We start from the raw sequence: 23476 nt of genomic DNA, 5'->3' as shown, positions 1-23476 counted from the left end.
GAACCATAACCACTACCCCTGAATCGCTGAATCGCCTACAGTCATGTACAGGATTGCGGAAGTATCCTCCCTGACAGGAGCTACACTAGACCGGCGAACACCCGGTAACCAGATGACATTGCCTGCTCCATCACATACCACGGGAACCCGTGAACGGACAGATGGGGGAATTTTCTCATCGATGAAAATATTTTTCACCTTTTTGCTTCCGTTTAATCCCATCACTTTCATGGTATCTCCAGGTAACCTTGAACGCACAACCAGCGGCATAAGCAGTTGATCCGCATCAAATGCGGCATGATCCGCCGATTCCGGTACATGATAGTCCTCGGGACTCATCGGAACGATCCGAACATGCCGGTCGATTTCCGCGAGAGAAAGCTCATAAGTTCCGCTCCATTGAGCAAGACGATATTCGTAAGATTGATCCTGTACGTCAGTCCGTATGCCGAAAGAGATCAGATCATACTCCCGGGTGCAGGCGAGTGTCTGTCCTATATCCAGGCTCCAGGTCGTCGCGTCAGGCTGAATTACCTTGCGGCGAATGGTCTCAATACGGGTAAAGTCGACAAAATCACTGTCCAAAGGCAGATAATTCAATATTAGTTTAATCAACCTTCGTTGTAAAGCGACATGTAACTTCAAAAAGGAAGGCACCTCAAAGGTTTGCCTTCCGCCGTTCGCCTGCACTAGACACCTGTATGCGTCATATGCACCTTGTTCCATGAAATCGTCTTCATCGCCTACAATTTCGGCAAGTCGATTCAAAGACGGCGTCAACTGTCCATTATATTGCCCCAAAAAAGGAAGCACATCCAAGCGAATGGCATTACGCCGATATTTACGCAGGGAATTGCTTTCATCATTAAAATACAGAAAACCCTGGGTATTACAAGCTTCTACAAGGTCTGTCTTGTTTATACGAAGGCATGGACGAATAAGTTCCACATTTTTTTCTCGCCGTTTAAACTTCATTCCTGCGAGTCCGGAAAGACCACTTCCTCGCAGCAAATGGAGCATAACCGTCTCTGCCTGATCGTCGGCATGATGGGCCAGTGCAATGCTCGCCGCATCGTATTTGACAGCCACTTCATGCAAAAACTCATATCTTTTGTTGCGCGCAGCTTCCTGAGAGCCTTGACCGGTAAGCTTCATATAAGAAGGTACGTCGGCCTTAACCCATTCAAATGCAATGCCAAGTCGGTGCGCAAGTTCCTTCATCATCTCGGCTTCATGATCGGATTCAATCCGAAAACCATGGTGTACATGGGCGCAGATCAATTCCAGCGGGACATGCCTGGTACTGATCTCATGCATGATATGCAAAAAAGCTACCGAGTCCGGTCCGCCCGATACTGCGACGACAATCCGATCCCCGGGAACCCATAACTGATGCTCTTCCGCTGCATCCAGCACGTTATTCACCAGCTTGTTCCAGCGTAAAGCTTCCATACCTGTTCCTCATTCCTTACGTTATGTATATGCACTCTCACAGGTCAGAATCGCAGTGCATAGATGAGTACCCCAATAAGTAATATAACGGAGACGGCAAATGCATTTTTGAGCCAACGCGGAGTTGTACTCTTGGAACGGCGACGAAGAGGAGAAGGGCGTGCCATCATCTCTTTCCAGACCTTAGCCGCGTGTCCGGCATCCTGAAATTGACCTCGTAATGCCTGAATAGTCCAGTTTCGAAAAGGGCGGAGACGTTCGCTGCGCTCCACGAGAGCTGTGAGCTGATTTACACTTCGCAGTTGAGGTAATCCCTCTGCAGCTAGCGCTTTGAGTGCATCAGCTTCAAGTACATGAATCAATAATAGCGCAAAAGCAAACACATCATAGGTACCGTCTGCTGTTCGACTGCCTGCATTCCAGAATCCGCGATCATACCATTCAGTGAACTGCTTGACGCTCCGGCCGATAGAAGTCACTCCGCCATAGTCGATAAGTTCTACCTGCCCATAATCCGATACCAGTACATTTTGAGGTTTGAGATCGCCAAACACCCATCCAGCCTGATGCAATTGAGCCAGCTTTTGCAATAGTCTGAGTCCAACCAGAAGTGTCCAGTCCGTTCCCTGACGCCGAATGAAGTGGTGCAAAGACTCCCCCCGAACGTAACGCATCACATAAAAGGGAATATCACGACCACGAATAGCGTAGTCATCCACATCTTTCAGATAAGAAGGAATGCCACTCTGCCGAAGGGCCTCATGATTACGCTGTAATTGAAAAGATTTGAGCACATTAATTTCCGATTGCAGATCTACTGGGTCAAATCCCATTTTAAGCGCATAATGTTTGCCATTCTCACCCCGCTGGACAAGAAAAACGATGCCGTTGGCTCCTTTGCCCAGCAGCTTCCGAATCGTATAACGGCTGCGATTCCATTTCCCTGTGATGACTGTTCCTGGCGGGAAAGAGGCGTCAGACAACGTTGTCACCGAGCATCCCTTCTCTTTCAATGCGATAGTTCCCTTCTATTTCCTGCTGTCCCTCCAGTGTACCATAACGGTAAAAATCAATCACCCTTTGAATCGCAGGACCTGTCGGCGTCGCTCCCTTCATTTGCAAACGTCCAAATAGTGAACGAACACGGCTCGGGTCAACTGTCCAGTCGATATCCATGACAGCTTCTTCTCCGCTATGGCGCCCAGGAAAATGAAAGACGGAAAGATGGCTCTGACCCATACGTGCCTGCAAGCTAAGCATTAAATCGCGAATCCCTTCCTCCACCGCAGCAAGCTTCGGCTTCATACTGGCACTTACGTCAATGAGAAGCACGACCTGAAGTGGTGTTGTCTCGGCCATATCATCCATCACTTCAACGACCTGCGCACGTTTTGCCGGTTCAAGGTCTGTTACCGTTTTCGGCTCGTGCTCTCCCAGAATTTGTGTTAACTCTCTATTAACCGCCTGTTGAATGGTCTGAACCACCGTTTTTCTTGTCATCATCTGCATCGTATGGGCAAGCTGTCTTGTGCCTACGATCTGACTAATTCCACCTCCGGCTTTGGCAATATCCTCGATCTCCCGACTACCCAACTCACCAATGGTTCCATAATCAATAACGCCGACCACGTTGACCGTAATTCCTTCTTCTCGCGCTTCCGCCGCAGCCAGCACTGGACTTGGGCCTACATTGGAACAACCGTCGGTGATCAACAAGATTTGTTTCATCCGATATCCCTCCGTTTTGGGTTACTCTCCAACTCTATGACTAGCATTGCCAGAATGAAGAGACTTCAAACAGAGGAATATGCAATTAACTGACAGTGCGCGGACGCTCCATCCGGCTTATTCCGGGTACTCTCAATGTGGCCCACTCCGGGCGATAATGTTCTATTTTGCCTACAATTACAGTCATATCATCATAGATCTCATGTTGCTGATAACGTATAACACTTTCAAGCAGACAGTCTGCTACCTCCTGAGGATCATCACTATCAATTTCCTGAATGAGCCGCTTCATCCATAGTTCTTTATTGACGGCATACCCCGGTGCATCATAGATACCATCTGTCATCATAATTAAAACATCCCCTGGCTGAAGCTGTACGGTTACCAGATCCACCTCAATATCTTTGATAATGCCAATCGGCAGATTGCTTGCCGAAACCTGAATAACCTCCTGCCCTCGTTTAATAAAACTTGGAGTCGAGCCGATTTTCATAAACGTGGTCTCTGCCGTATATTCATCGATCAGAGCCATATCCACTGTTGCATACATTTCTTCAGGAGAACGCAGCATCAGAACGGAATTCACCGATTTGATCGCCAGTTTCTCATCCATGCCCGACTGTAACAACTGCTCCAGTATGTTTAGAGCAGCACTGCTCTCCATGCGTGCCCGTTCGCCATTGCCCATGCCATCGCTAAGCGCAACTGCAAAGGTCCCATTACCCAGTTCAACCGTGCTGAAACTGTCCCCGGACATCACATCTCCCCCTTTGGCGGCAGCAGCAACACCGGTTGTTATCTCAAACGTTTTGGCAGAGCCAAATGTGACTGTCGCCAGCCCTTGGCGAGGATCGAGCATGGTCTCATTCAAGACGGCAATATGCTCGTCCAGTACATCCGAAATCAGCGGAGCGATCATTTTCCGGCACTCGTCAAATCCGCGTGTATAGGCATGAACAATCTCTATTTCCACATTCCCCGCTTCCAGATTAATGATTTCAATAGAATGTATGGACAGACCCAACGACTCAAGCGCATCCCGAATCTGCTCCTCCTGTTGTACCATCTCCTCACTTTCCCGTTGAATTTCTTTCGCCAGGTCCTCCATCACCTGGGATACCCCTGATAATTGCTCTGCAACCAGCTGTCGACTATCTATAATCTGACGTTTCCATTGCATGTTATGTTGATGCAGACCATACTGGGCACGCATCACTTCAAGTACGTCCTCCGGTTTCGCACATACCCTGTTCCATTCCACCGGAATCTGCTTGCCTGACATCTCCGGGTTGGCTTCAATGGAACTCATCACGTCCGTCATGTATTTATAGGTTTGAATAAACTTCGCATCCCAACATTGATCCTTCTTAAAGCAACCCGAACATGTGCCTTCGGCTACGGCATTCATGAAGTGTTCCATCCCGCCTTCGTTCTGTACCGGCTCCCCCGCACCGGACATCTGATCGAAGCTGCGTGACAACTGACGGAATACCTGAGAGAAGCGGGTAACCCGTTCTGCGGTGACATCCCGAATTCTCTTCGCATATTCATGTTGCGATTTCGTGTGATCCTGAGTGCCAGGAACATATTTGGAGATGGCCGTCAGCATACTTTTTGGCGTTAACATAAACAGAACAATGGCTGCGCATGTCTCCCATAAGGAGTTCATGACATCTCCCGGTCCACCCAGGTATATGGATAGAATAGAGGAACCGAGCAGCATGCCCAGAGCAACCGCCGCACGTTTTCCTTCCCGGAGCATACCCGCCAGCATGCCAGCAAAAGCAAGCAGACTCATCTGATATACCGCCGACATATCGGCCAAACTCAGAATGAGACCAGTAATGACCCCAACCGATGCTCCGAGGGGGGCTCCGCCCACCAGCGCGAAGATTAGAATGAGATAACGAGAGAGCATATGCTCTACAGACAGGGACTGGATCGTCCAGCCCACCGCCCCCGTCATTACGGAAGCCAGCAAGATGATCAGACAGAGGATCTCCTCGTTCTTTAGGTTGAATTTTTTTTTGCGATACGTGAAAATCGGTATGGCCTGTATGAAAACTAAGGTAAGCACAAAGCTGAGTACGGAATCCATCGTGAGCATTAGCATGGCGTACCAGCTGAAAGACGGCCCAATAACGACGGCGAATAACTTGACCATAAAAGTAGTCGTAAACACCATCGTTGGCGCATAAGATAATTCAGCGCGGTCATAAGACTCCAGTCCTCTGAACAACAGATAGAAGATAGCGAGCTCCGAAGCAACAATCAGAGGTACCGGAAACGGGGCGAAGAGACTTCCTGCCAGCAACGCAGCTCCTACCGGAATAATATAATCCCTGCGCATGAAGGCGATAACCGCAAAGTAAGCAATCGCAAAGGGTGATAATTCATTCAGAATCATGGCCTTACCTAGCAAAAATCCCATAAAGGTAAGAAGCAGCACCCATTTACGTGCTGCAACGATCTGGACGGCCTTGCGGGAGCTAATCCACTGTTTGAGACGTACCGACAGCTCCTCCCGAGCTTCTGTACCTCCTTTACCAGCTTTCATTCCCGGAAATTGAATGACATTCCACTTTTCCATCATCCTCAAGGCACCCCATTCGATTAATTTAATTTTCGTGTTTCGTTCTCGATGGTTCTGATTATAGATAGAATAGAAGACGTAGTTTGTCACAATTGGTGGGTAGGGTCCAAAAACTTTACGACAAAAGAAACAGACGCGGCGCGGTGGTGCGAAACCCCCGGCCTTATTGTGGTTTCATACATTTGCCATAACCCTTGCCGACAAGGCACTTGTCTGATTTTGAACCGGACGCGCTTCGTCCTCGCCACGATTTGAGCAGGATACCTGTGGAATGCCACGGAAACCTGTCGGTAAAAAATGGTAGACGACAAATGTTCTTATGTACTTTTTTTCTTGTGCAGAAAAACTGGGGATATGGAGCTTCACTTTACAAAAACGGCTATGAATCCAGTTAATTGTCTATATCTGAACGGTTAAACTCCAAAATTAAAAACAAACGCAAAAAAACCGTCAGCCCCAAGGCTAACGGTTTTTCTTATATTTTAAATCAGGTTGAACCAGATTACACGCGTTTGGCTCCACGGCCACCACGTTTGCCTTCTGTGTTCTTCTTCAGCGAAGAGATTCGTTCTTCGCTATCTTTCAGGAAGCGTGACATTTTATCCTCAAATGAAGGTTTGCCTGCTGCGGGCTTGAAAGAACGGCCTCCGCGGTCACGGTTAAAACCACCACCACCGCCACCGCCTCCACGGCCTTGGCCACCACTTGGGCCTCCACCGCTGAATCGTTCGCGATCTCCTCCACTGCGTTCCGGTCTAGGAGCTCTTGGGGGTCTGGACTGTGTTTGTTGCTCAACCGGTTTGTCAACAGCTTGCTTAATGGAAAGCCCAATCTTGCCATCCTTGTCAACGTTGATGACCTTAACGGTAACGAGGTCATTAAGCTTCAGGTGGTCGTTGACATCTTTGACATAATTGTCGGCGATTTCCGAGATGTGAACGAGACCCGTGACACCTCCTGACAGATCCACAAATGCTCCAAAATGCGTGATGCCTGTCACCTTGCCCTCTAACTTGGTGCCCACTTCAATTGCCATAGAATAAAATGATCCTCCCTTAAAAATATACAACCCGATTTTTTTGAATGCCAAAATCAATGCTGTGCTAATTTAATTATACCTTATGCCGCAAACCAAGGTCAACTGAGCACTACCCCTTAAGGTAGCCTATTTTTTCCGGTATAACGGCTTCAGACATATAGATAACAATCCTTGCTCGATAATGAGCCAAATTACATCAGTTCCCTGACTCTTCAACCTGAATTGGTGTTTCCTCAGGCAGATAGTATCCTTTTTTCCGAGCCAGCTGTCCTATGTATTCGGGATCCTTCAACCGACTGACTTCGTACTTCAATTGATCCAGCTTCTTCAACGTCTCTTCCTTTGAAGATTGCTGGGCAGCCAGATGAGAACTCTTGTCCGAAATTTGCGCAGTCTGCACAAGGAACGTATATCCTGCCCAAATGATAAACACAACCATAAAGGTCATCCATAGCATGAGACGCCTTTTGGCACCTGCAGATTTTCCTTGGCCTGCTGGAGCTTTTGATTTGTTCATAGGTGTTTTACCCATTATCGGACCTCCTTAAAACCAGCGTTTCCACATCGCTGCGATACTTGAACCCGCACGGATCAGGAAGTGTGGCGTAACCCAATGTTTCAGGATTGGCCTAAACATCCAGCGGAACAACTTGCCGAAAGGTACCAAACATTGCAGCACCAGCTTACCCAGGAATAACAGTATGGCGAGTACGAAACCAAATAATACACGCACTAGCTTGTAAAGTCCTTTAGCGGGCATAACGATCAGGATGTTAAGGATATGTCCACACCAATGAATCAGCGTTCTTGCGAGTTTAATTAACATTACCACAAAACGCTGGGTTGTAACACTTAAAAGCCAAAAATAGAAGCAAACCCCTATAATCAGCCCCAAAAAGACATAAAACCGCAGCTGTCCGTGGTTTCCGGCGTACAGCATCCGGAAGACGAACAGCGCGGAAGCGACCCAATACAACAGATCTAGCGTATGGACGCTCCATCTCGGGAACCGTAGCTGACCGGACAGTACCCGGTAACTGTCGTAGGCCATCCCCATCACGGCTCCCGACATCAGCATCCACATCAATGTGATCCATTGAGTATCCGGACTCATCGGAACATCTTGCCGAACAGGCCTTTACCGTTTTTGGACTGAGAACCGGGGTCCAGATATTGAAGAGAACTGACAGTGCCCTCGATGGATAACAAACCGTCCTCCAGGCTCAGGTTTTTGATATGTAAATTGTGCCCCCGGATGGTCAGATGCCCAAGTTCAGTTTGCAGCAAAAATTCCTCACTGTCGAAGCTCTCCACATTGGAGACACCCGTCAGATCCAGCAGTTTCCGATTCTGCATGCTCAGATGATGCTGTTTCGTCTTACTTTGCTCAACCATGGCATGTACCCCTCCTTCTTAACCCTAGCTTATGGACCAGAAGTGCAGAATAGAACCAAGGTTGGATGAAAGCAAATGTCCGGATAACGGTTGAGCACAAAAACGCCCTTCCCTATACGGGAAAGGCGTTTCTTTTCATTTTGCAATGAATGTGTATAAAAGTATATCAGGCATCCCTGTTACCAGTTCAGACCGTTATCCTTGGCGATCGGCTCTTCCTTAACCAAGGTGTAGAGGCTGCTCGCCTCATCCTTCTTGGTACTCTCGGCAAGACGTTCCACCTTCACGGTGACCAGCTTTTGACCGAACTGAACCGTAAGCTCATCGCCCACTTTGACAGCGGCGCTTGGCTTCGCTTCACGTCCGTTCACCAGCACACGTCCCTGTTCGGAAACGTCCTTGGCTACGGTGCGGCGTTTGATCAGCCGGGAGACCTTCAGGAATTTATCAAGACGCATTATTTTACGGCTTCTTTAAGTTTGTTGCCTGCTTTAAACGCAGGAACGGTGGACTCAGGAATCACGATTTCATTCCCTGTTTGCGGGTTACGTCCGGTACGACCGGAACGTTTGCGGGTCTCAAAAGTGCCAAAGCCGATCAGTTGTACTTTGTCTCCGCTGGCAAGTGCATCTGTAATTTCTCCCAAAAAGCCGTTCAATACGGACTCAACGTCTTTTTTAGTCAAACCGCTTTTGGTGGAAATGTTGTTAATCAGATCTGTTTTGTTCATTTTTAAAAGCCTCCCAAATTGAAAAAAAAGTATCTGCGAATCCGTGACAACAGATCTGCTGCTGCTGCTGGCTCCGCGCAAGGTTACTACACATGTATTCTGGCTTGGCATCTGAAATCCTGCCTCGGTCTTCGACTTTTTTCACTTTTTGTCGGTCCTGCCCAAGAACAGTCTAAGTCCAGTACCCGAAACGCCTCTGCATTAATCACACGGTTTCTCGTGCAACCCCACCCGAGATGCTTCGACGACACGATACGTATGATGCAACTAATGATATCGGATCAGCGCCCAAAATGCCAGAACCCTTTACAATCCAGCCTTCTTCGCTGCCTGCCAGTATTGCTCCATTTCATCGACATTGCTGTCTGATGGAGTTCTTCCCTGTTCACGCAGACGCTCCTCAATATACTGGAAACGCTGAATGAATTTCCTATTGGTGGCGGCAAGCGCCTCCTCTGGATCGGTATCAATAAATCTCGCTACATTGGCAGCTGCAAACAGTAAATCGCCCAGTTCCAGCTTCCGTTCTTCCGCAGACTGGTTATGCTGCACTGCTTCTTTTAGCTCTGCCAGCTCTTCCTCAATCTTGGCAAAGACACCTTCCACGTCATCCCAATCGAAGCCAACTTTAGCCGCTTTTTTCTGTAATTTGTACCCTTTCATCAAGGCAGGCAAGTCGCGGGGAATACCGTCTAGCACAGAAGTCTGCTGTAGATCCTGTCCCTTGCGCTTTTTCTCCTCTGCCTTCATCTGTTCCCAGTTTTGCAACGCTTCATTCGCATTCTCTGCCTGTTGTTCACCGAATACGTGCGGATGACGGAAAATTAGCTTGTCGTTCAACCCTTCGATAACGTCGTACACGTTAAATGTGCCAACCTCTTCTTCCATCTGGGAGTGCAGCAAAATCTGCAACAGGAGGTCGCCCAGCTCTTCCTTCATGTGATCAGGGTCATCTTCATCAATCGTTTCAATGACTTCATAGGTTTCCTCAATCAGGTTTTTACGAATCGACTGGTGGGTCTGCTCCTGATCCCATGGACAGCCACCTGGACTGCGAAGGATATTCACGATTTCATGCAGTCGTGCGAAGGAGCGCCGACGAAGCGCGTCATCCGTATTCTTGGGCACATATATCAATGAGAGATTACCGTACCCTTCAATCCGATCCAGATCATGCAGCGGCACCTTGTGTATGATCTCCTGTCCCTGTACACCCAAGGCATGTCCGACAAATACCGGATAATCGTCAGGGTAAACGTCCATCAGGCACAGTTTTACGTCGGAAGCGGTAAACACATCATATACTTGTCCAATCAAGGTATGAAGCTGTGGCTGCACCAGTTCCGTATTCAGACTGCTGGCATCGAGAAGCTGGAAACCTTCAATCGGATCGAATCCAAGACGAATAAACGCTTCATCCAGAAAGCTTTCCCCACCCATAACGCGCAGCGAAATGCCCATTTCTGGGCAGCGCTCCTTCAACAGGCGTACACTCGCTTCAGCGACCATGGGATGCCCTGGCACGGCATAAACGATCTCGGTACCCGGCTCACCCTTGCGTGCGGCCTCAATCAGTCGATCTGAAATTTCGTCGTACACTTCCGGAAAAGAATCCTTCGCCTCATAGATGGCATCGAAGGATGTCATCTCCAACCCTTCCTGCTTGAGATCATTCAACACGGGATGATCCAGTGTGCGTACATACAGCGTCGCTGCATGTTTCATTTTTTTGATGATTCCTACCGTTAGCTGATCTGCATCTCCAGATCCAAGACCGACTACTGTCAAAGCTGCACTCATCTTTATAAGCCTCCATCCGAACTATCCCGTTCCGACTCCCCATCCTTGGTCAACCAATCTTGGATGGGTTATACATAGTACAGAACAGGGCTCTATAATTAAACGTATTATACCAGAATTAGACGTTATCCTATAATTGCATTTGCATATGACACGGTGTGACTCATTCAATCACTTTTGCTCCGCTTTAATGTGGGAGCCGGGTTGAATGGCTGACGTAGCGCTAACTGTAGCAGCGCAACGCGAGGGTTAGCGCAGCACACGCAGTCTGCGCAGCAGCTTCGCCAGCAGCGGCCCCAGCTTAGGCACGGCCGCCAGCTCTGCGGCGCTCAGCAGCCCCGTCCGGGCCGCGGCCAGCAAGAACACGGCCGAGCCTGCGGCTATGCCAAGCAGGCTCACGCCCATCGCGGCCAGCCTACGATCGGCCGCGATACCGATGCCGCCGAGCACTGCTTCGGCGGCCCAGGCCGTGCCTGCCGCCGCCAGGCTCACGGCGGCGATCACCAGCGCCGGCTTCGCCAGAACGGCGCCCGGGGCCGGGCGCATGGCGACAAGTCGCGCCAGCAGCGCCACATTCAGGCCAGCCGCCAGCATGTAGGCGACTGCGCCTGCCAGGGCCGCGCCGCTGATGCCCAGCGCCGGCACAAGCAAGACGTTCAGCAGCGCCTTGACGCCTGCGGCGGCCAGCATGCTGAACGCGGGTGCGCGCACGGCGCCGAGGCCTTGCAGCAGCGCCGCCGCGATAATGCTGACGGTGCTGCCCGCAGCCGTCAGCGCCATGTACCGCAGAGCTTCGGTGCCTGCGGCATCGCCGTACAGCATGCGGTTAATCGGCTCTGCCAGCACCGCTAAACCTGCGGATGCCGCCAGGCCGATCAACCAGAACCAGCGCAGCGCAAGGCCTGCTTGTTGCCTCACGGCTTCTGGCCCGCCTTTCAGCCGGGCTTCGGCCATCGCCGGAATAAAGAGCACAGACAGCGACGTGGCAAGCATCGTCACCAACTGAACCAGCGGCAAGCCCCGGTTGTAAATCCCGAAGGACACCATAGATTGGAGCTCATCCAACCCTTCTCGTCTTAGCAGTCGGGGTACCGTAAAGGTATCCACCAAATTCATCAATGGCACAGCCAGTGATCCGAGACAAACCGGAATGGCATAGATCAGTAGCGTCCGCATCCACTCACCGTTGGATCGCCGCTCCTCAGACAGAAGGCTGCTCCCCCCGCTTCGGTGTTCTTTGGTTTTCTCCATTTGCCCAGCTGTCTCAGTACTTTTCATAACAGCGAGCCTTTCCCCATTTTTCCGTCGATGATGGTACACATATCCAAGCATCGTAACTAACCCGGCAAACCCTCCTGCCACTGAACCAATCATGGCTCCAGCTGCAATGGTCTCCAATGAAGCGTCCTGTCCCATGAGCCACAACAACAGAACAATCATCACCGTGACCCGAACAGTTTGCTCTACCACCTGGGATACCGCCGTAGGCACCATTTGCTGCAACCCCTGAAAATATCCGCGCAAGCCTGTCATCACCGGTACAAACAACAATGCCATTGAAGCTGTGCGAATGGATGGTACGACACTTCCGTTTCCAATCAGATCTCCAATAAGCGGTGCACCTATGTACATCAACAAGGCCAGCGCTAGTCCAATTCCACCGAGCAGCATCGAGGACAAGCGTATAACCCGTCTGCCCTCCTCCGGTCGACCAAGAGCATTCTGCTCGGCTACGAATTTGGATACAGCCACAGGCAGCCCTGCAGCAGCAAGGGTAATGATGAGCATATAGAACGGGTACACCGTATTGTAGATGCCAAAAACACCGTCTCCCCCCAGATTCTGTAGCGGAATCTTCTGAAAAGCACCAATGATTTTGGATATAATGGCGGCAAGCCCAAGCACAAATGCGCCCTGAAGCAATCTTGAGCCTGTAGACAACTGTTTCATATGTCCCTCCTGCGTATGTCCGTGCATTCATTCCTTCAAAGTATACCTAGCTATTATACCTGTCCCAAGGCGCACAGACTAACCCTTCAAGACACCATGCACTTCAGGACATCATCCACACTATCTACAGCTTCCCTAAAATGCAAAAACTCCTGGTTGCCCTCTGGGCACCAGGAGTTGATCTGCTATTTATTGCTCCATCTGTTTGCCAAGGAACCCGGCAGCTGTCTCGGACATTTTAATTTCCATCTGAGACATCTTCACCGATTCATCCTTGTTGAAAAGGATAACCGTTCCGATGGGGTCACCACCTGAAATGATCGGGGCAATAACAAAAGACGATAACGTCTCGTCATGATCTTTGCTAAGCTCATAAGAACCATTGTTGGTCTCCAAAATCGTCTTCCGGTTTTCCATACAACTCTCTAGCAAAGGACCTACCTGCTTGTCCAGATACTCTTTCTTGGAGCCACCTGCCACGGTAATAATCGTATCACGATCAGAGATCATCGTTACATGGCCTGTACTTTCATACAGCGATTCTGCATATTCTTTGGCAAAATCACCAAGTTCGCCAATCGGCGAGTATTTTTTAAGAATAACCTCTCCATCGCGGTCCACAAAAATCTCAAGTGGATCGCCTTCACGGATACGTAACGTACGGCGGATTTCTTTCGGAATGACCACTCGACCGAGGTCATCTATACGGCGGACAATACCAGTAGCTTTCATTTCACATGTTGCCCCACTTTCTCGAGAAGATTTTTCAACTACTGTTCCTTAATGGGTAGAGGAAAGTCCCAGAACGTTTAGTGTGATATCTTGACCATAGTATTCATCTGTTCCCATTTCCTTATACATACTTTGGAGAATATAGTTGTGTAAACTTCCACAGAAGGCGACCATGTACCCACTTTGCTTCATAGATACAAGGAAAAGCAAGAGGGAGGCCTTAAGTCCCCCCCTTGCTTTTCTGTATGGTTGTCCATATTAGAAGCGTTCAGTGTATCATCCAGACAAACGTATGTGCTGAATGTATGCACTCGCTATCTTACTTACCGCTTGTATCTGTACCTTCACCTGTTGTTGTATCTTTGTCGGTTCCAGTTGTTCCTTGATCCGTTTTGGTATCCGTACCCGCATCGGTTTTTTCACCCTCAGTACCTTTTTCCGTTCCTGTACCGGTTGTGCCTTCAGTTGTGCCTTCTTCAGCTTTGTCTGTTTTCGGCAGTTTTACTTCTTTAACGATTTTGTCCAGTTCACTGGTCATGAATGTGTCGATCTCAGCAGCGGCCAATTGACTTTTCAGTGTTTCTTTTTGTTCAGCAGTCAATTTCGTGTAGTCCGCTTCTGTACGTTTTTCTACTTTCATGATGTGATAACCATATTCAGTCTCTACTGGATCACTGATTTTGTTCAATGGCAGTGTTTTGGCCGCTTCTTTGAACGCATCTACCCAGCTGGCTACAGGTGTATCTTCATACAAGCCGCCTTTTTCTGCAGAACCTGTATCTTCGGAGTATTTCTTCGCGATTTCAGCAAAGTCTGCTCCGCCGTCCAATTTCGCTTTCACTTCTTTCGCAAGTTTCAGAGCATCTTCCTTTTTACGCTCTTTTTGCGTTTTTGGATCAGTGAAATTGATCAGTACATGACGAACAGACGCCGTTGTGAACTGATCTTTATTTTTCTCAAATTCAGCTTTAATCGCATCTTCAGTAACGCCAGTTTCTTTATCCTTAATTACCGTCATGATGCGAGTCATGTAATCCTTAATGTTCTGGTCTGTCAGATTCTGAGCTTTCAGCATCTCAGTCCATTGGTCAGCTTGAACAGAAGCTTTCATTTTGTCGAATTGCTCTGTCGCTGTTTTGGCACCCTCGGTTTTGGCTGCATCACTTGCTTTTCCACTCAAATATTCATAAGCAACTTCCTGTTTTACCAGGTACTCCTTGAAATCATCCATATCCATCATTTGTGCATATTCCGGATAGAGGAATTTCATGACCCGTTGCTCCATGTCGAATTCATTGGCTGTAATTGTACCGCCATCATACGTAGCGACTACAGCACTTGTATCCTTCGGTTCTGTTTTCGCTTCTTCCTTCTTGCCACAAGCAGCAAGCAGTGATAAGGACAGTACTGCTACCATACTCACAGACAGTACTTTCCCTACTTTTTTATACTTTGCTAACATCCTTTAGTTCCCCCTTTGATTTAAAAGCACTTTTCATGGACTCCAGAAATTTCTCTACCAGCTCCATTAGTTGCTTGTCCCCAAGCCCTTTGCCCTTGACATGAATAAGCATATGGGGTCCTTGTTCAAATTGTACACGTCTTTCGAACTGATTTCCAATGTGTGCGATTTTTGAGAGCTCAAATGCATGTTCTCGACCTTCGTAGAACTTCACTGTAAGATCATCTCCGCGTTGGGAGATTGATTCAATACCGTAGATCTTGCCATAGACTTTCATTCTGGCTACCGCCAGCAGATTGATCACGGCTTCCGGCAGATCTCCGAATCGGTCAACCAATTCGTCTTCCAGTTCCATTGCATCGTCGAAGGAGGCAATAACCGCCACTTTTTTATAAATTTCAATCTTCTGAATACTGTCATAAATATAATCAGACGGCAAGTACGCATCGATACTGAGATCCAGTGTTGTGTTCCACTGATCGGATGGCACCGGCTCTTCGCCGAGCATCGTAACTTTGCGTTTGTTAATTTCCTCTGCCAGCATCTGAGAATATAGATCGAATCCGACAGACGCAATAAAGCCGTGCTGTTCAGCTCCGAGCAGATTACCCGCGCCGCGGATCGACAAATCACGCATCGCGATCTTGAATCCCGAACCCAGTTCGGTGAATTCCTTAATCGATTGCAGACGTTTCTCAGCAACTTCGGTCAGCACTTTGTCCCGTTGGTACGTGAAATAGGCATACGCGATCCGGTTGGAACGTCCCACCCGTCCACGAAGCTGGTACAGCTGGGAGAGCCCCATTTTGTCCGCGTCATGCACGATCAGAGTATTTACGTTAGGAATATCTACCCCAGTCTCGATGATGCTAGTGCTAACGAGTACGTCGTACTCACCATCCAGGAAGTCCAAAATAGTCTTCTCTAGCTCCGTTTCCGACATCTGGCCATGTCCCACACCAACCTTGGCCTCAGGCACCAATTCGGAAATTTCCGCAGCCATCTCCTGAATTCCCTGAACACGGTTATACAAGTAGTAGACCTGACCGCCACGAGCCAATTCACGTTCAATCGCTTCACGAACAAGTGCCTGACTGTGTTCAACGACATACGTCTGTACCGGAAAACGGTTTTCTGGCGGAGTCTCAATAACCGACAGATCCCGAACGCCCAGCATGGACATGTGAAGGGTACGCGGAATCGGCGTTGCTGTCAGTGTCAGCACGTCCACGTTTGTTTTCAGCTTTTTCAGTTTTTCCTTGTGCGTTACACCGAAGCGCTGCTCTTCATCTACAATTAACAGGCCAAGATCCTTGAAGACTAGATCCTGTGACAACAACCGATGGGTACCGATGACGATATCGACGGTGCCTGCCTTAATGCCTTTGGCCGTCTCGTTCTGTTCTTTACGTGAACGGAATCGGCTAAGTACATGAATGTTGAATGGATAACCGGAGAAACGCTCACGGAACGTTTCATAATGCTGCTGCGCCAAAATGGTTGTAGGGACTAATACAGCAACCTGTTTCCCCTCAATGGCAGCTTTAAATGCAGCACGGATAGCGACCTCGGTTTTGCCGTAACCGACATCCCCACACAATAAACGGTCCATCGGACGATTTTGTTCCATATCCTTCTTAATTTCTTCGATGGCACGCACCTGATCACGTGTCTCATCATAAGGGAACATATCCTCGAACTCCTGCTGTTCCGCAGAGTCTTTGTCGAAGCCAAAACCTTTTGACGTCTGACGTTCCGCATAAAGCTTGATTAGATCATCAGCAATATCCTGTACAGATGTGCGGACTTTATTTTTAACCCGTGTCCACTCATTGCCGCCCAGCTTATATATTTTCGGCTCTTTCTCTTCCGAACCGACATATTTCTGAATTAGATCAATCTGCTCAATCGGTACAGACAGTTTGTCTCCACCTGCATAGAGAATATGCATGTAGTCCTTGTGAATACCGCCAACCTCAAGTGTGCCGATCCCGAGATACTTACCAATCCCGTGATTCTGGTGAACGACATAATCGCCCACTTTCAGCTCACTATAGGATTTAATTCGTTCAGCATTGTCCACATTGCGAATCGGTTTGCGTACTTTGCGCTGCTTCTGTGAGAACATCTCGCCTTCGGTGACGACAGCCAGATGAATAGAAGGCATTTCAAAACCCGTTTGCAAGTTGCCAATAAGCATCTCCGGCTCAGGGATATCATAGTCCATGAGTACCCGGCGCATCCGATCAAGTCTTTCCTCACCGTTAGCCAGCATGAGCACCTGAACTCCGGCTTTCTGCCAGCGCTCCATCTCTGCTTTGAGCACGTTCATCTGACCATGGAAGTCCTGCATTCCACGGCTGATAAAGTTGAGAATATTCTGCGGCTGGGTATGAGGAACCTGACGCAAAAAGATGGACATAAACAGCGTCTGGAATGGACGTTCATATATCAGATCATCCCCATCGGCCGACAGATGCAGGTCTGGAAGGGTCTTCCCGTTTTGCATCAAATGCAGATTCCACTCCGACTCATCTCGGTCAAGCTGTTTCGACGTCTCCGCGAGCCTTGCTGGCTCGTCGAGTACAAGCAACGTATCTTCTGGCATGTAGTCGTAGATCGTCTTGTTCTCCGGATAGAGCGGTGAAATATATTTATACATTTCGGAGAAATACACATGCTCCCGCAGAAGTTCGATCTCGCGATGAATTTCTTCTCGCAGACGCAGCTTCGCCTGCCGGTCCGTCATTTTCTCCAACTGTTGGTCAAGCAAAATAACGGCCGCATCCGCAGCCTTCTCCATACGTTCACGATCTGCAATTAACTCTTTGCACGGCAGAACCGTTACTTCGTCAATTCGTTCAATGGAACGCTGATCTGCAGGATCAAATGTACGAATGGAATCGATCTCATCATCGAACAATTCCACACGATACGCAATGGACGATGTGACTGGATAGAAATCAATAATTCCTCCACGCACGCTCATCTCGCCGCGTGATTCTACACGCTCTACACGTTCATATCCGAGCTTCACCATCTCCAGCAGGAATGCATCCAACTCGAGCGTATTGCCTTGTTTAATTGTAATCTGAGCATTAGCCATCACTTCTGGGAGCGGAACATAGCGCCGTACCCCGGAAAACGGGATAACAACAACGCCCCTAAATCCCTGGGCGCAACGGACCAACACGTCAATACGCTGACCCAATGTTTCCGGACTGGAAACAGCAGCTTCAGCGGCAACAAGTTCGTTGGCAGGATAGAGCAACACCTGATCAGGTGAAAGCGCTTCCTGTAAATCTTCTGCGATTTTTTGAGCGGAAAACATATTGTGTGTCACAACGAGCAGGGGTCTGTTCATTTCCTGATGTAGAGCAGCCAGCATAATCTGACGCGCCGAACCGGATAAGCCCGAAACCAATTGCTCTTTCATGCCGGATGTAATCCCGGCCGTAATGGACCCGAAGTCCGGATCTTTGGAAAAAGCCTGTATAAGTGCTTGTAACAAAAGGGGCACCTCTCTTATAACTTACTTGAGTATCTCACGCATGCGCGCAGGTTCACCACATTAAAAATTGGATACAAATTCCTTTTTGTCCTGTTTCATCATAAAGGATTAATCGCTACTTTGCCACATCCGTTTGATGTGGCTGGGGGCTAATTTGGATATAGTCTGGTTTCATCCCAACTGAAAAGAAGCCTCAGCAGGCTGCCAAGGCTATAAAGGTGGAGCGGTATTCCGCAGCCGCCATCATCTGTCATAAGTTCTTGCTGCGGGCGAGTTAATTATTGAAGCGGACTCGCAAGCAGGCTCAGCTCAGGATTGAACTCCAGAGCTTCTTTGCAATAATCACATGTAATCCGAACGGTTATATCGCCACCGGAATTATACGCTATTATATCCCTCCGCTCGTCGGGGGTCAAGAAATGAAAGCCCAATTGCGCTTCCGTTATCCGGGCAGAATCGATTCGTCCAATAAAAGTACGGCAATGCCTACACACATAATTCACTGACATGTTTATGCCTCCTGAACATGGTTTATACGTCCAGTATGCCCATTAAGACCGAATCGAACCCGAATCTTGATCATTTTTCCAGTGTCACTTGCAGCGGTTCATCCGTTGAACTTGGCCATCGTCTGCTCAAACGTATGATCCAGACTATATTCCAACGCATCACAGGTCTGTTCGATCGTTTGATCGAGCGCTTCCTTTTCGTTCTTCATAAACTTCGACAGTACGTAGTCTACAATGGCATGTCCCGGTTCTGGTCGGGATATTCCCATCCGTACCCGGTTAAACTGCTGTGTACCGGTATGCTGGATAATGGATTTGATTCCATTGTGACCACCTGCACTGCCCTGGTAACGCAATCTGACTTTGCCTGTTTCTGTGTCCATGTCGTCGTAGACAACAATCAGGTCTTCCAGACTAACTTTATAAAAGTCCATATAAGCCCTTACCGACTCACCGGACAGGTTCATAAACGTCATTGGTTTAATCAGCACCGTTTTGACGCCACCAATTACACCTTCTCCAATCAGCGCCTTGCATTTGCTATGCGTTATGGAAATATTATGGCGCTCTGCAAGTCGATCAAGTGCCATAAAGCCAATATTATGACGGGTTTTAGCGTAGTTCGGGCCTGGATTTCCGAGGCCGACAATCCACTTCATCTTGTTCCCTCCTTCGGATCAGCCTAAGGTGAAGCATAGACTTCGAATGTTATATTTCATATAATATCAACAAAGTGAGATTCGAATTGGTTATATAATTTGAACGATAATTACACCTAATCACTCCGATAGCAGTACCATCTTTCGATCGCTCTTATCCCCAGATTTTATTTATTCTCTTGATCCAAGGGAAAAATCCGGTGATAGCCTATGCTTCCGAAGTAGCATTCTTGCAGAAAGCTTTCAGGCGCACGCTCCGCCTCTTCAGACTGGTTCTGCACTCTCCGTTTTGGTGTAAACGTCAGTTCAACTTATATTATTTTTACAGCTTTTATTCATCAACCCAGGAAGGTGAGCGGGTTTTGCGCGAAGACAACGGACAACTGACTCAACATAGCGATTTTATCTATCATCTGGAATATCATATACCTGTACAGGTATATGACCGCGACACCCATATTGAGATCGGACTAATCACACGTTTCGATAATCAATTTGTCGAAATTGCCGACACTCTTTTTCATCGGCGCCGGTTCCGTTTTATCTCCCGCCCCGGATACTAGAAATCCGGCAGGCAACTGCTTCACTTCCAATATAACGGAACGCCGACAGGGGTTACATTTTCCATTGATCCGGAAAACGTAACCCCTCTACTACATTATGCAGACATCCTTATTCAATTTCAAACAGCTTGCTGATTGACAATTCCTCATGAACCCGGATAATGGCTTCTCCGAGCAAAGGTGCTACAGACAACACTTTAAGTTTGCTTGTCGGGTTAGCATGCGTAATCGGAATGGTATCCGTTACGATAACTTCCTTCAGTGGTGCATTCTCCAAGCGTTCCATCGCAGGTCCGGACAATACTGGGTGAGTACAGCAAGCGTATACTTCCTTCACGCCGCCTTCCATCAGAGCATTCGCTCCCAATACAATCGTTCCCGCCGTATCAATGATGTCATCGATCAGAATTGCTGTTTTACCTTCGATGTTACCGATAATGTTCATCACTTCGCTGACGTTCGGCTCTGGACGACGTTTGTCGATAATTGCGAGAGGTGCATTCAGGAAGTCCGCCAGTTTCCGAGCGCGTACTACGCCGCCGTGGTCAGGCGATACAACAACCGGATTTTCGATCTGTTTCGAGCGGAAATATTGAGCCAAAATCGGCACGCCGAGCAGATGATCAACCGGAATATCGAAGAATCCTTGAATCTGCATTGCATGCAAGTCCATCGCGATTACACGGGTTGCACCCGCTTTTTCGATCAGATTGGCAACCAGTTTGGCTGTAATCGGGTCACGCGAACGGGCCTTACGGTCCTGTCTAGCATAGCCATAGTACGGAATAACGACGTTAATCGTCTTGGCAGATGCCCGTTTAAGTGCATCAATCATAACGAGCATTTCCATCAGGTTGTCATTAACCGGCAAGCAAGTAGACTGCACGATATAAACGTGACAGCCCCGAACACTCTCAGAGAGTTTCACTTGGATCTCACCATCACTAAAGCTAGTTGTGTGAGATTCACCCATAGGAATTCCGATATAATCAGCAATTTGATGGGCAAGCTTGGGGTTAGAATTGCAAGTAAATATTTTTAATTTCGAATCAAAATAAGTCATAAAATAAAAACCCTCCGTGCTGGTTCATTGGAATCTATAAGCGTCTGCGACATGTCGGCACCCCCCGATGTTCGGGAGGCAATTCTTAATATCAATACCCCTTATTCGGGTTTGGCATTTTGTTTCTTGGCTTTGGCACGACCACGGATTTTCTCCGCATATCCAGGTTTGTTCTCCTGGCGTGGGCGGGCAATCGCGAGATCATTGTCGGGAACTGAATGGGTAACGGTAGAGCCCGCAACAACATATGCGCCTTTTCCTACCGTGACAGGTGCAATCAGATTGACATTGCTGCCTACGAACGCATCGTCTTCAATCGTCGTTACAGCTTTATTATATCCATCATAATTCACCGTTATTGCCCCGCATCCAACATTTACGTTTTTCCCTACTTTAGCATCCCCAATATAACTGAGATGAGATACTTTGGAGCCTTCATCAATTGTAGCATTTTTCACTTCAACAAAGTCACCAATTTTTACTTTACGGCCCAGTTTGGTACCTGGACGCAAATAAGCAAATGGACCTACAGTTGCTTCTGATCCAACCTCGGCTTGTGACAGTACAGAATGCTTAATTGTAACCCCATCCTGAATGATACTGTCTTCCACATCTGCCTGAGGACCAATATGGCATGCTTCACCAATGGTAGTTGTACCTTTGAGTATGGTACCCGGATACAATACTGTATCTGATCCAATGGTAACATCCGCCCCGATATATGTCGATGCCGGATCGATGATTGTAACACCGTTCAACATATGTTTTACCGCCAAACGTTCACGCATGAACGCTTCTGCTTGTGAAAGAGCAAGTCGATCATTAACTCCGATGGATTCCGCGATGTCATCTGACATGTAGGCTTCCACCACTTCTCCATCATTACGGAAAATGCCAACCACGTCAGTGAGATAGTACTCTCCCTGAGCATTCTGGTTCGTCACTTTCTCCAGCGCAGCGAACAACTTAGCATTATCGAAGCAGTACGTACCTGTGTTGATCTCGTTCACAGCATCTTCCTGCTCCGTGCAATCCTTCTGTTCCACAATGCGCTGTACAGAACCATCTTCTCCGCGAATAACGCGGCCGTACCCTTTGGGATTGTCCAGTTCAGCTGTGAGTACCGTTGCTGCTGCTCCGCGGCTCTCATGGAGTTTCATCAGTCCTTCCAGCGTCTCGCTGGTCACAAGTGGTGTATCTCCACAGACAACGATGGTTGACCCTGCTTCACTGCCGAGCAGAGATTTAACCTGCTTCACCGCATGTCCTGTTCCCAATTGTTCAGCCTGAAGCACGTACTCTGCTCTGGAACCCAAAAATGACTGCACCGCTTCGGCACCGTGACCGACCACAACGACACTGCGTTCAACGCCTGCGCGAAGAGCTGCATCCAGCACGTGACCCACCATCGGTTTACCGCATACGGGATGCAGTACCTTGTACAATTTCGATTTCATTCGTTTGCCTTGCCCTGCCGCAAGAACGATTGCCATTCTTTTCAAAATTTACGACCTCCTGTTCTGAAAAACCCATCGTCTGACCTTACCTGTATATATCCGATGAGTAACGTTCAGCCGGCCCTGCGCCGGTCTTGTTCATCGCCTGCTGTCTCTGTAATCACGCGTAACAACGCGGACACCAACAAATCGTGACCTATATGTATACGCCGTGTACTTGCGAGCTTAACCGATTCCCATGATTCCTAGATGCCGCCCTGTTACCAAGCGCACGCTGCGCTTTTTGTTCTTTCAACATTTTGCAACATTTAAGCTGCAAAAATGCTCTTCTGTGAATAAACTCAATACTGAATATATCTTATTCCGGTCAAAAAGAAAAGAGAGCCATAAGACATGGCTCTCTTTTCCTTCGAACCCCAATAATGTTCTCAGGCACCTTCTTCAATGACTTCTTCCTCAGTTGCTGCGCGATCATACTCAGTCAAAACAGCTGCTTGAATCTTCTCGCGAGTACCGGAAGAGATCGGGTGGGCGATATCACGGAATTCTCCGTCAGGAGTCCGCTTGCTCGGCATAGCAACAAACATTCCGTTATTGCCATCGATGACGCGAATGTCATGAACGACGAATTCGTTATCGATGGTAATGGATGCGATAGCCTTCATTCTCCCCTCAGAGTTAACACGGCGGAGTCTGACATCCGTAATTTGCATGTGTGTGTTCACCACCTTTTTCCATCAGAACTTGGTGTATAATTCCACACAGCACATACGAACTCCTTCTTTTTATAACCACAAAAATGTCCTAATTTCAGGAATTTTTTTATTTAATAC

At 48.3% G+C, this 23476-nt stretch carries 21 protein-coding genes; 1 reads left to right on the top strand and 20 read right to left on the bottom strand.

All coding sequences use genetic code 11. The features are described 5' to 3' along the window. Nucleotides 1–12: 12 nt before the first annotated feature. From tilS to pth, 17 genes are all read right to left on the bottom strand, one after another. Nucleotides 13–1452: a tRNA lysidine(34) synthetase TilS gene (tilS, locus tag BLV50_RS31365; RefSeq protein WP_063567557.1), complete on the bottom strand. Its 1440-nt coding sequence runs from the start codon at nt 1450–1452 to the stop codon at nt 13–15. Between the two features lie 44 nt (nt 1453–1496). Further along, complete coding sequence (locus BLV50_RS31360; protein WP_024633727.1) at nt 1497–2444, bottom strand: serine/threonine protein kinase; 948 nt, start codon at nt 2442–2444, stop codon at nt 1497–1499. Then, the gene (locus tag BLV50_RS31355; RefSeq protein WP_064641402.1) at nt 2428–3180 is read right to left on the bottom strand and encodes a vWA domain-containing protein; all 753 of its coding nucleotides are present in this window, start codon (nt 3178–3180) and stop codon (nt 2428–2430) included. Before BLV50_RS31355 ends, BLV50_RS31360 begins: the two co-directional genes overlap by 17 nt. Nucleotides 3181–3265: 85 nt before the next feature. After that, entirely contained in the window at nt 3266–5773 is a 2508-nt protein-coding gene (gene spoIIE, locus BLV50_RS31350; protein WP_177031309.1) for a stage II sporulation protein E, read from the bottom strand. Between the two features lie 502 nt (nt 5774–6275). After that, nucleotides 6276–6809: a S1 domain-containing RNA-binding protein gene (locus BLV50_RS31345; RefSeq protein ID WP_063567555.1), complete on the bottom strand. Its 534-nt coding sequence runs from the start codon at nt 6807–6809 to the stop codon at nt 6276–6278. A gap of 199 nt (nt 6810–7008) precedes the next feature. After that, nucleotides 7009–7344 carry an FtsB family cell division protein gene (locus BLV50_RS31340; protein WP_063567554.1) on the bottom strand — a complete coding sequence of 112 codons (336 nt, stop codon included), beginning with the start codon at nt 7342–7344 and terminating at the stop codon, nt 7009–7011. A 12-nt stretch (nt 7345–7356) separates the two neighbouring features. Then, nucleotides 7357–7926, bottom strand: coding sequence for a spore cortex biosynthesis protein YabQ (gene yabQ, locus BLV50_RS31335; RefSeq protein ID WP_063567553.1), 570 nt, complete (start codon nt 7924–7926; stop codon nt 7357–7359). Beyond that, a complete protein-coding gene (gene yabP / locus BLV50_RS31330) occupies nt 7923–8207 on the bottom strand; it encodes a sporulation protein YabP (protein ID WP_053778920.1) in 285 nt (94 codons plus the stop codon). The genes yabQ and yabP overlap by 4 nt, the downstream gene beginning before the upstream one ends. A 179-nt stretch (nt 8208–8386) precedes the next feature. Further along, a complete protein-coding gene (locus BLV50_RS31325) occupies nt 8387–8665 on the bottom strand; it encodes an RNA-binding S4 domain-containing protein (protein WP_024633720.1) in 279 nt (92 codons plus the stop codon). Next, the gene (locus BLV50_RS31320) at nt 8665–8937 is read right to left on the bottom strand and encodes an HU family DNA-binding protein (protein ID WP_017691362.1); all 273 of its coding nucleotides are present in this window, start codon (nt 8935–8937) and stop codon (nt 8665–8667) included. Before BLV50_RS31320 ends, BLV50_RS31325 begins: the two co-directional genes overlap by 1 nt. A gap of 306 nt (nt 8938–9243) precedes the next feature. Then, nucleotides 9244–10737 (bottom strand): bifunctional methyltransferase/pyrophosphohydrolase YabN, encoded by a 1494-nt coding sequence (gene mazG, locus BLV50_RS31315; RefSeq protein WP_090811962.1) that lies wholly within the window; start codon nt 10735–10737, stop codon nt 9244–9246. Nucleotides 10738–10986: 249 nt separating this feature from the next. Beyond that, entirely contained in the window at nt 10987–12687 is a 1701-nt protein-coding gene (locus BLV50_RS31310) for a putative polysaccharide biosynthesis protein (RefSeq protein WP_090811960.1), read from the bottom strand. Between the two features lie 189 nt (nt 12688–12876). Next, nucleotides 12877–13419: a stage V sporulation protein T gene (gene spoVT, locus BLV50_RS31305; protein ID WP_024633717.1), complete on the bottom strand. Its 543-nt coding sequence runs from the start codon at nt 13417–13419 to the stop codon at nt 12877–12879. A 319-nt stretch (nt 13420–13738) separates the two neighbouring features. Continuing rightward, entirely contained in the window at nt 13739–14881 is a 1143-nt protein-coding gene (locus tag BLV50_RS31300; RefSeq protein ID WP_063567550.1) for a peptidylprolyl isomerase, read from the bottom strand. After that, on the bottom strand, nt 14865–18392 hold the full coding sequence (gene mfd, locus BLV50_RS31295; protein ID WP_063567549.1) for a transcription-repair coupling factor: 3528 nt from the start codon (nt 18390–18392) through the stop codon (nt 14865–14867). Before mfd ends, BLV50_RS31300 begins: the two co-directional genes overlap by 17 nt. Before the next feature lie 278 nt (nt 18393–18670). Then, a complete protein-coding gene (locus BLV50_RS31290) occupies nt 18671–18901 on the bottom strand; it encodes an anti-sigma-F factor Fin (protein ID WP_024633714.1) in 231 nt (76 codons plus the stop codon). A gap of 98 nt (nt 18902–18999) precedes the next feature. After that, the gene (gene pth, locus BLV50_RS31285; RefSeq protein WP_090811958.1) at nt 19000–19560 is read right to left on the bottom strand and encodes an aminoacyl-tRNA hydrolase; all 561 of its coding nucleotides are present in this window, start codon (nt 19558–19560) and stop codon (nt 19000–19002) included. 362 nt (nt 19561–19922) lie between these two features. Between pth and BLV50_RS31280 the strand changes: the two genes are divergently transcribed. After that, nucleotides 19923–20123: a hypothetical protein gene (locus BLV50_RS31280; RefSeq protein WP_064641977.1), complete on the top strand. Its 201-nt coding sequence runs from the start codon at nt 19923–19925 to the stop codon at nt 20121–20123. Nucleotides 20124–20232: 109 nt separating this feature from the next. On the opposite strand, the gene BLV50_RS31275 is transcribed toward BLV50_RS31280, so the two are convergent. The 3 genes from BLV50_RS31275 to spoVG form a co-directional block, all read right to left on the bottom strand. After that, complete coding sequence (locus BLV50_RS31275) at nt 20233–21186, bottom strand: ribose-phosphate diphosphokinase (protein WP_017691370.1); 954 nt, start codon at nt 21184–21186, stop codon at nt 20233–20235. A gap of 101 nt (nt 21187–21287) precedes the next feature. Continuing rightward, nucleotides 21288–22679, bottom strand: a complete 1392-nt coding sequence (glmU, locus tag BLV50_RS31270; protein ID WP_371121682.1) for a bifunctional UDP-N-acetylglucosamine diphosphorylase/glucosamine-1-phosphate N-acetyltransferase GlmU — start codon at nt 22677–22679, stop codon at nt 21288–21290. A gap of 392 nt (nt 22680–23071) precedes the next feature. Then, the gene (gene spoVG, locus BLV50_RS31265; protein ID WP_017691372.1) at nt 23072–23356 is read right to left on the bottom strand and encodes a septation regulator SpoVG; all 285 of its coding nucleotides are present in this window, start codon (nt 23354–23356) and stop codon (nt 23072–23074) included. Nucleotides 23357–23476: the final 120 nt, after the last annotated feature.

It is taken from the genome of Paenibacillus sp. 276b (assembly GCF_900107875.1).
In the GTDB taxonomy this organism is placed as follows: Bacteria; Bacillota; Bacilli; order Paenibacillales; family Paenibacillaceae; genus Paenibacillus; species Paenibacillus marchantiae.
Note: the sequence above shows the minus strand (reverse complement) of the source record. Positions and strands in the feature narration are given on the sequence as shown.

Coding starts and splice junctions, on each gene's coding strand:
- BLV50_RS31300 (WP_063567550.1), bottom strand. CDS start 14,881: ATGTTAGCAAAGTATAAAAAAGTAGGGAAAGTACTGTCTGTGAGTATG.
- BLV50_RS31325 (WP_024633720.1), bottom strand. CDS start 8,665: ATGCGTCTTGATAAATTCCTGAAGGTCTCCCGGCTGATCAAACGCCGC.
- tilS (WP_063567557.1), bottom strand. CDS start 1,452: ATGGAAGCTTTACGCTGGAACAAGCTGGTGAATAACGTGCTGGATGCA.
- yabP (WP_053778920.1), bottom strand. CDS start 8,207: ATGGTTGAGCAAAGTAAGACGAAACAGCATCATCTGAGCATGCAGAAT.
- mazG (WP_090811962.1), bottom strand. CDS start 10,737: ATGAGTGCAGCTTTGACAGTAGTCGGTCTTGGATCTGGAGATGCAGAT.
- BLV50_RS31340 (WP_063567554.1), bottom strand. CDS start 7,344: ATGGGTAAAACACCTATGAACAAATCAAAAGCTCCAGCAGGCCAAGGA.
- BLV50_RS31275 (WP_017691370.1), bottom strand. CDS start 21,186: ATGACTTATTTTGATTCGAAATTAAAAATATTTACTTGCAATTCTAAC.
- BLV50_RS31345 (WP_063567555.1), bottom strand. CDS start 6,809: ATGGCAATTGAAGTGGGCACCAAGTTAGAGGGCAAGGTGACAGGCATC.
- spoIIE (WP_177031309.1), bottom strand. CDS start 5,773: ATGATGGAAAAGTGGAATGTCATTCAATTTCCGGGAATGAAAGCTGGT.
- BLV50_RS31320 (WP_017691362.1), bottom strand. CDS start 8,937: ATGAACAAAACAGATCTGATTAACAACATTTCCACCAAAAGCGGTTTG.
- yabQ (WP_063567553.1), bottom strand. CDS start 7,926: ATGAGTCCGGATACTCAATGGATCACATTGATGTGGATGCTGATGTCG.
- BLV50_RS31290 (WP_024633714.1), bottom strand. CDS start 18,901: ATGTCAGTGAATTATGTGTGTAGGCATTGCCGTACTTTTATTGGACGA.
- spoVG (WP_017691372.1), bottom strand. CDS start 23,356: ATGCAAATTACGGATGTCAGACTCCGCCGTGTTAACTCTGAGGGGAGA.
- BLV50_RS31310 (WP_090811960.1), bottom strand. CDS start 12,687: ATGAAACAGTTGTCTACAGGCTCAAGATTGCTTCAGGGCGCATTTGTG.
- spoVT (WP_024633717.1), bottom strand. CDS start 13,419: ATGAAAGCTACTGGTATTGTCCGCCGTATAGATGACCTCGGTCGAGTG.
- glmU (WP_371121682.1), bottom strand. CDS start 22,679: ATGGCAATCGTTCTTGCGGCAGGGCAAGGCAAACGAATGAAATCGAAA.
- BLV50_RS31355 (WP_064641402.1), bottom strand. CDS start 3,180: ATGAAACAAATCTTGTTGATCACCGACGGTTGTTCCAATGTAGGCCCA.
- pth (WP_090811958.1), bottom strand. CDS start 19,560: ATGAAGTGGATTGTCGGCCTCGGAAATCCAGGCCCGAACTACGCTAAA.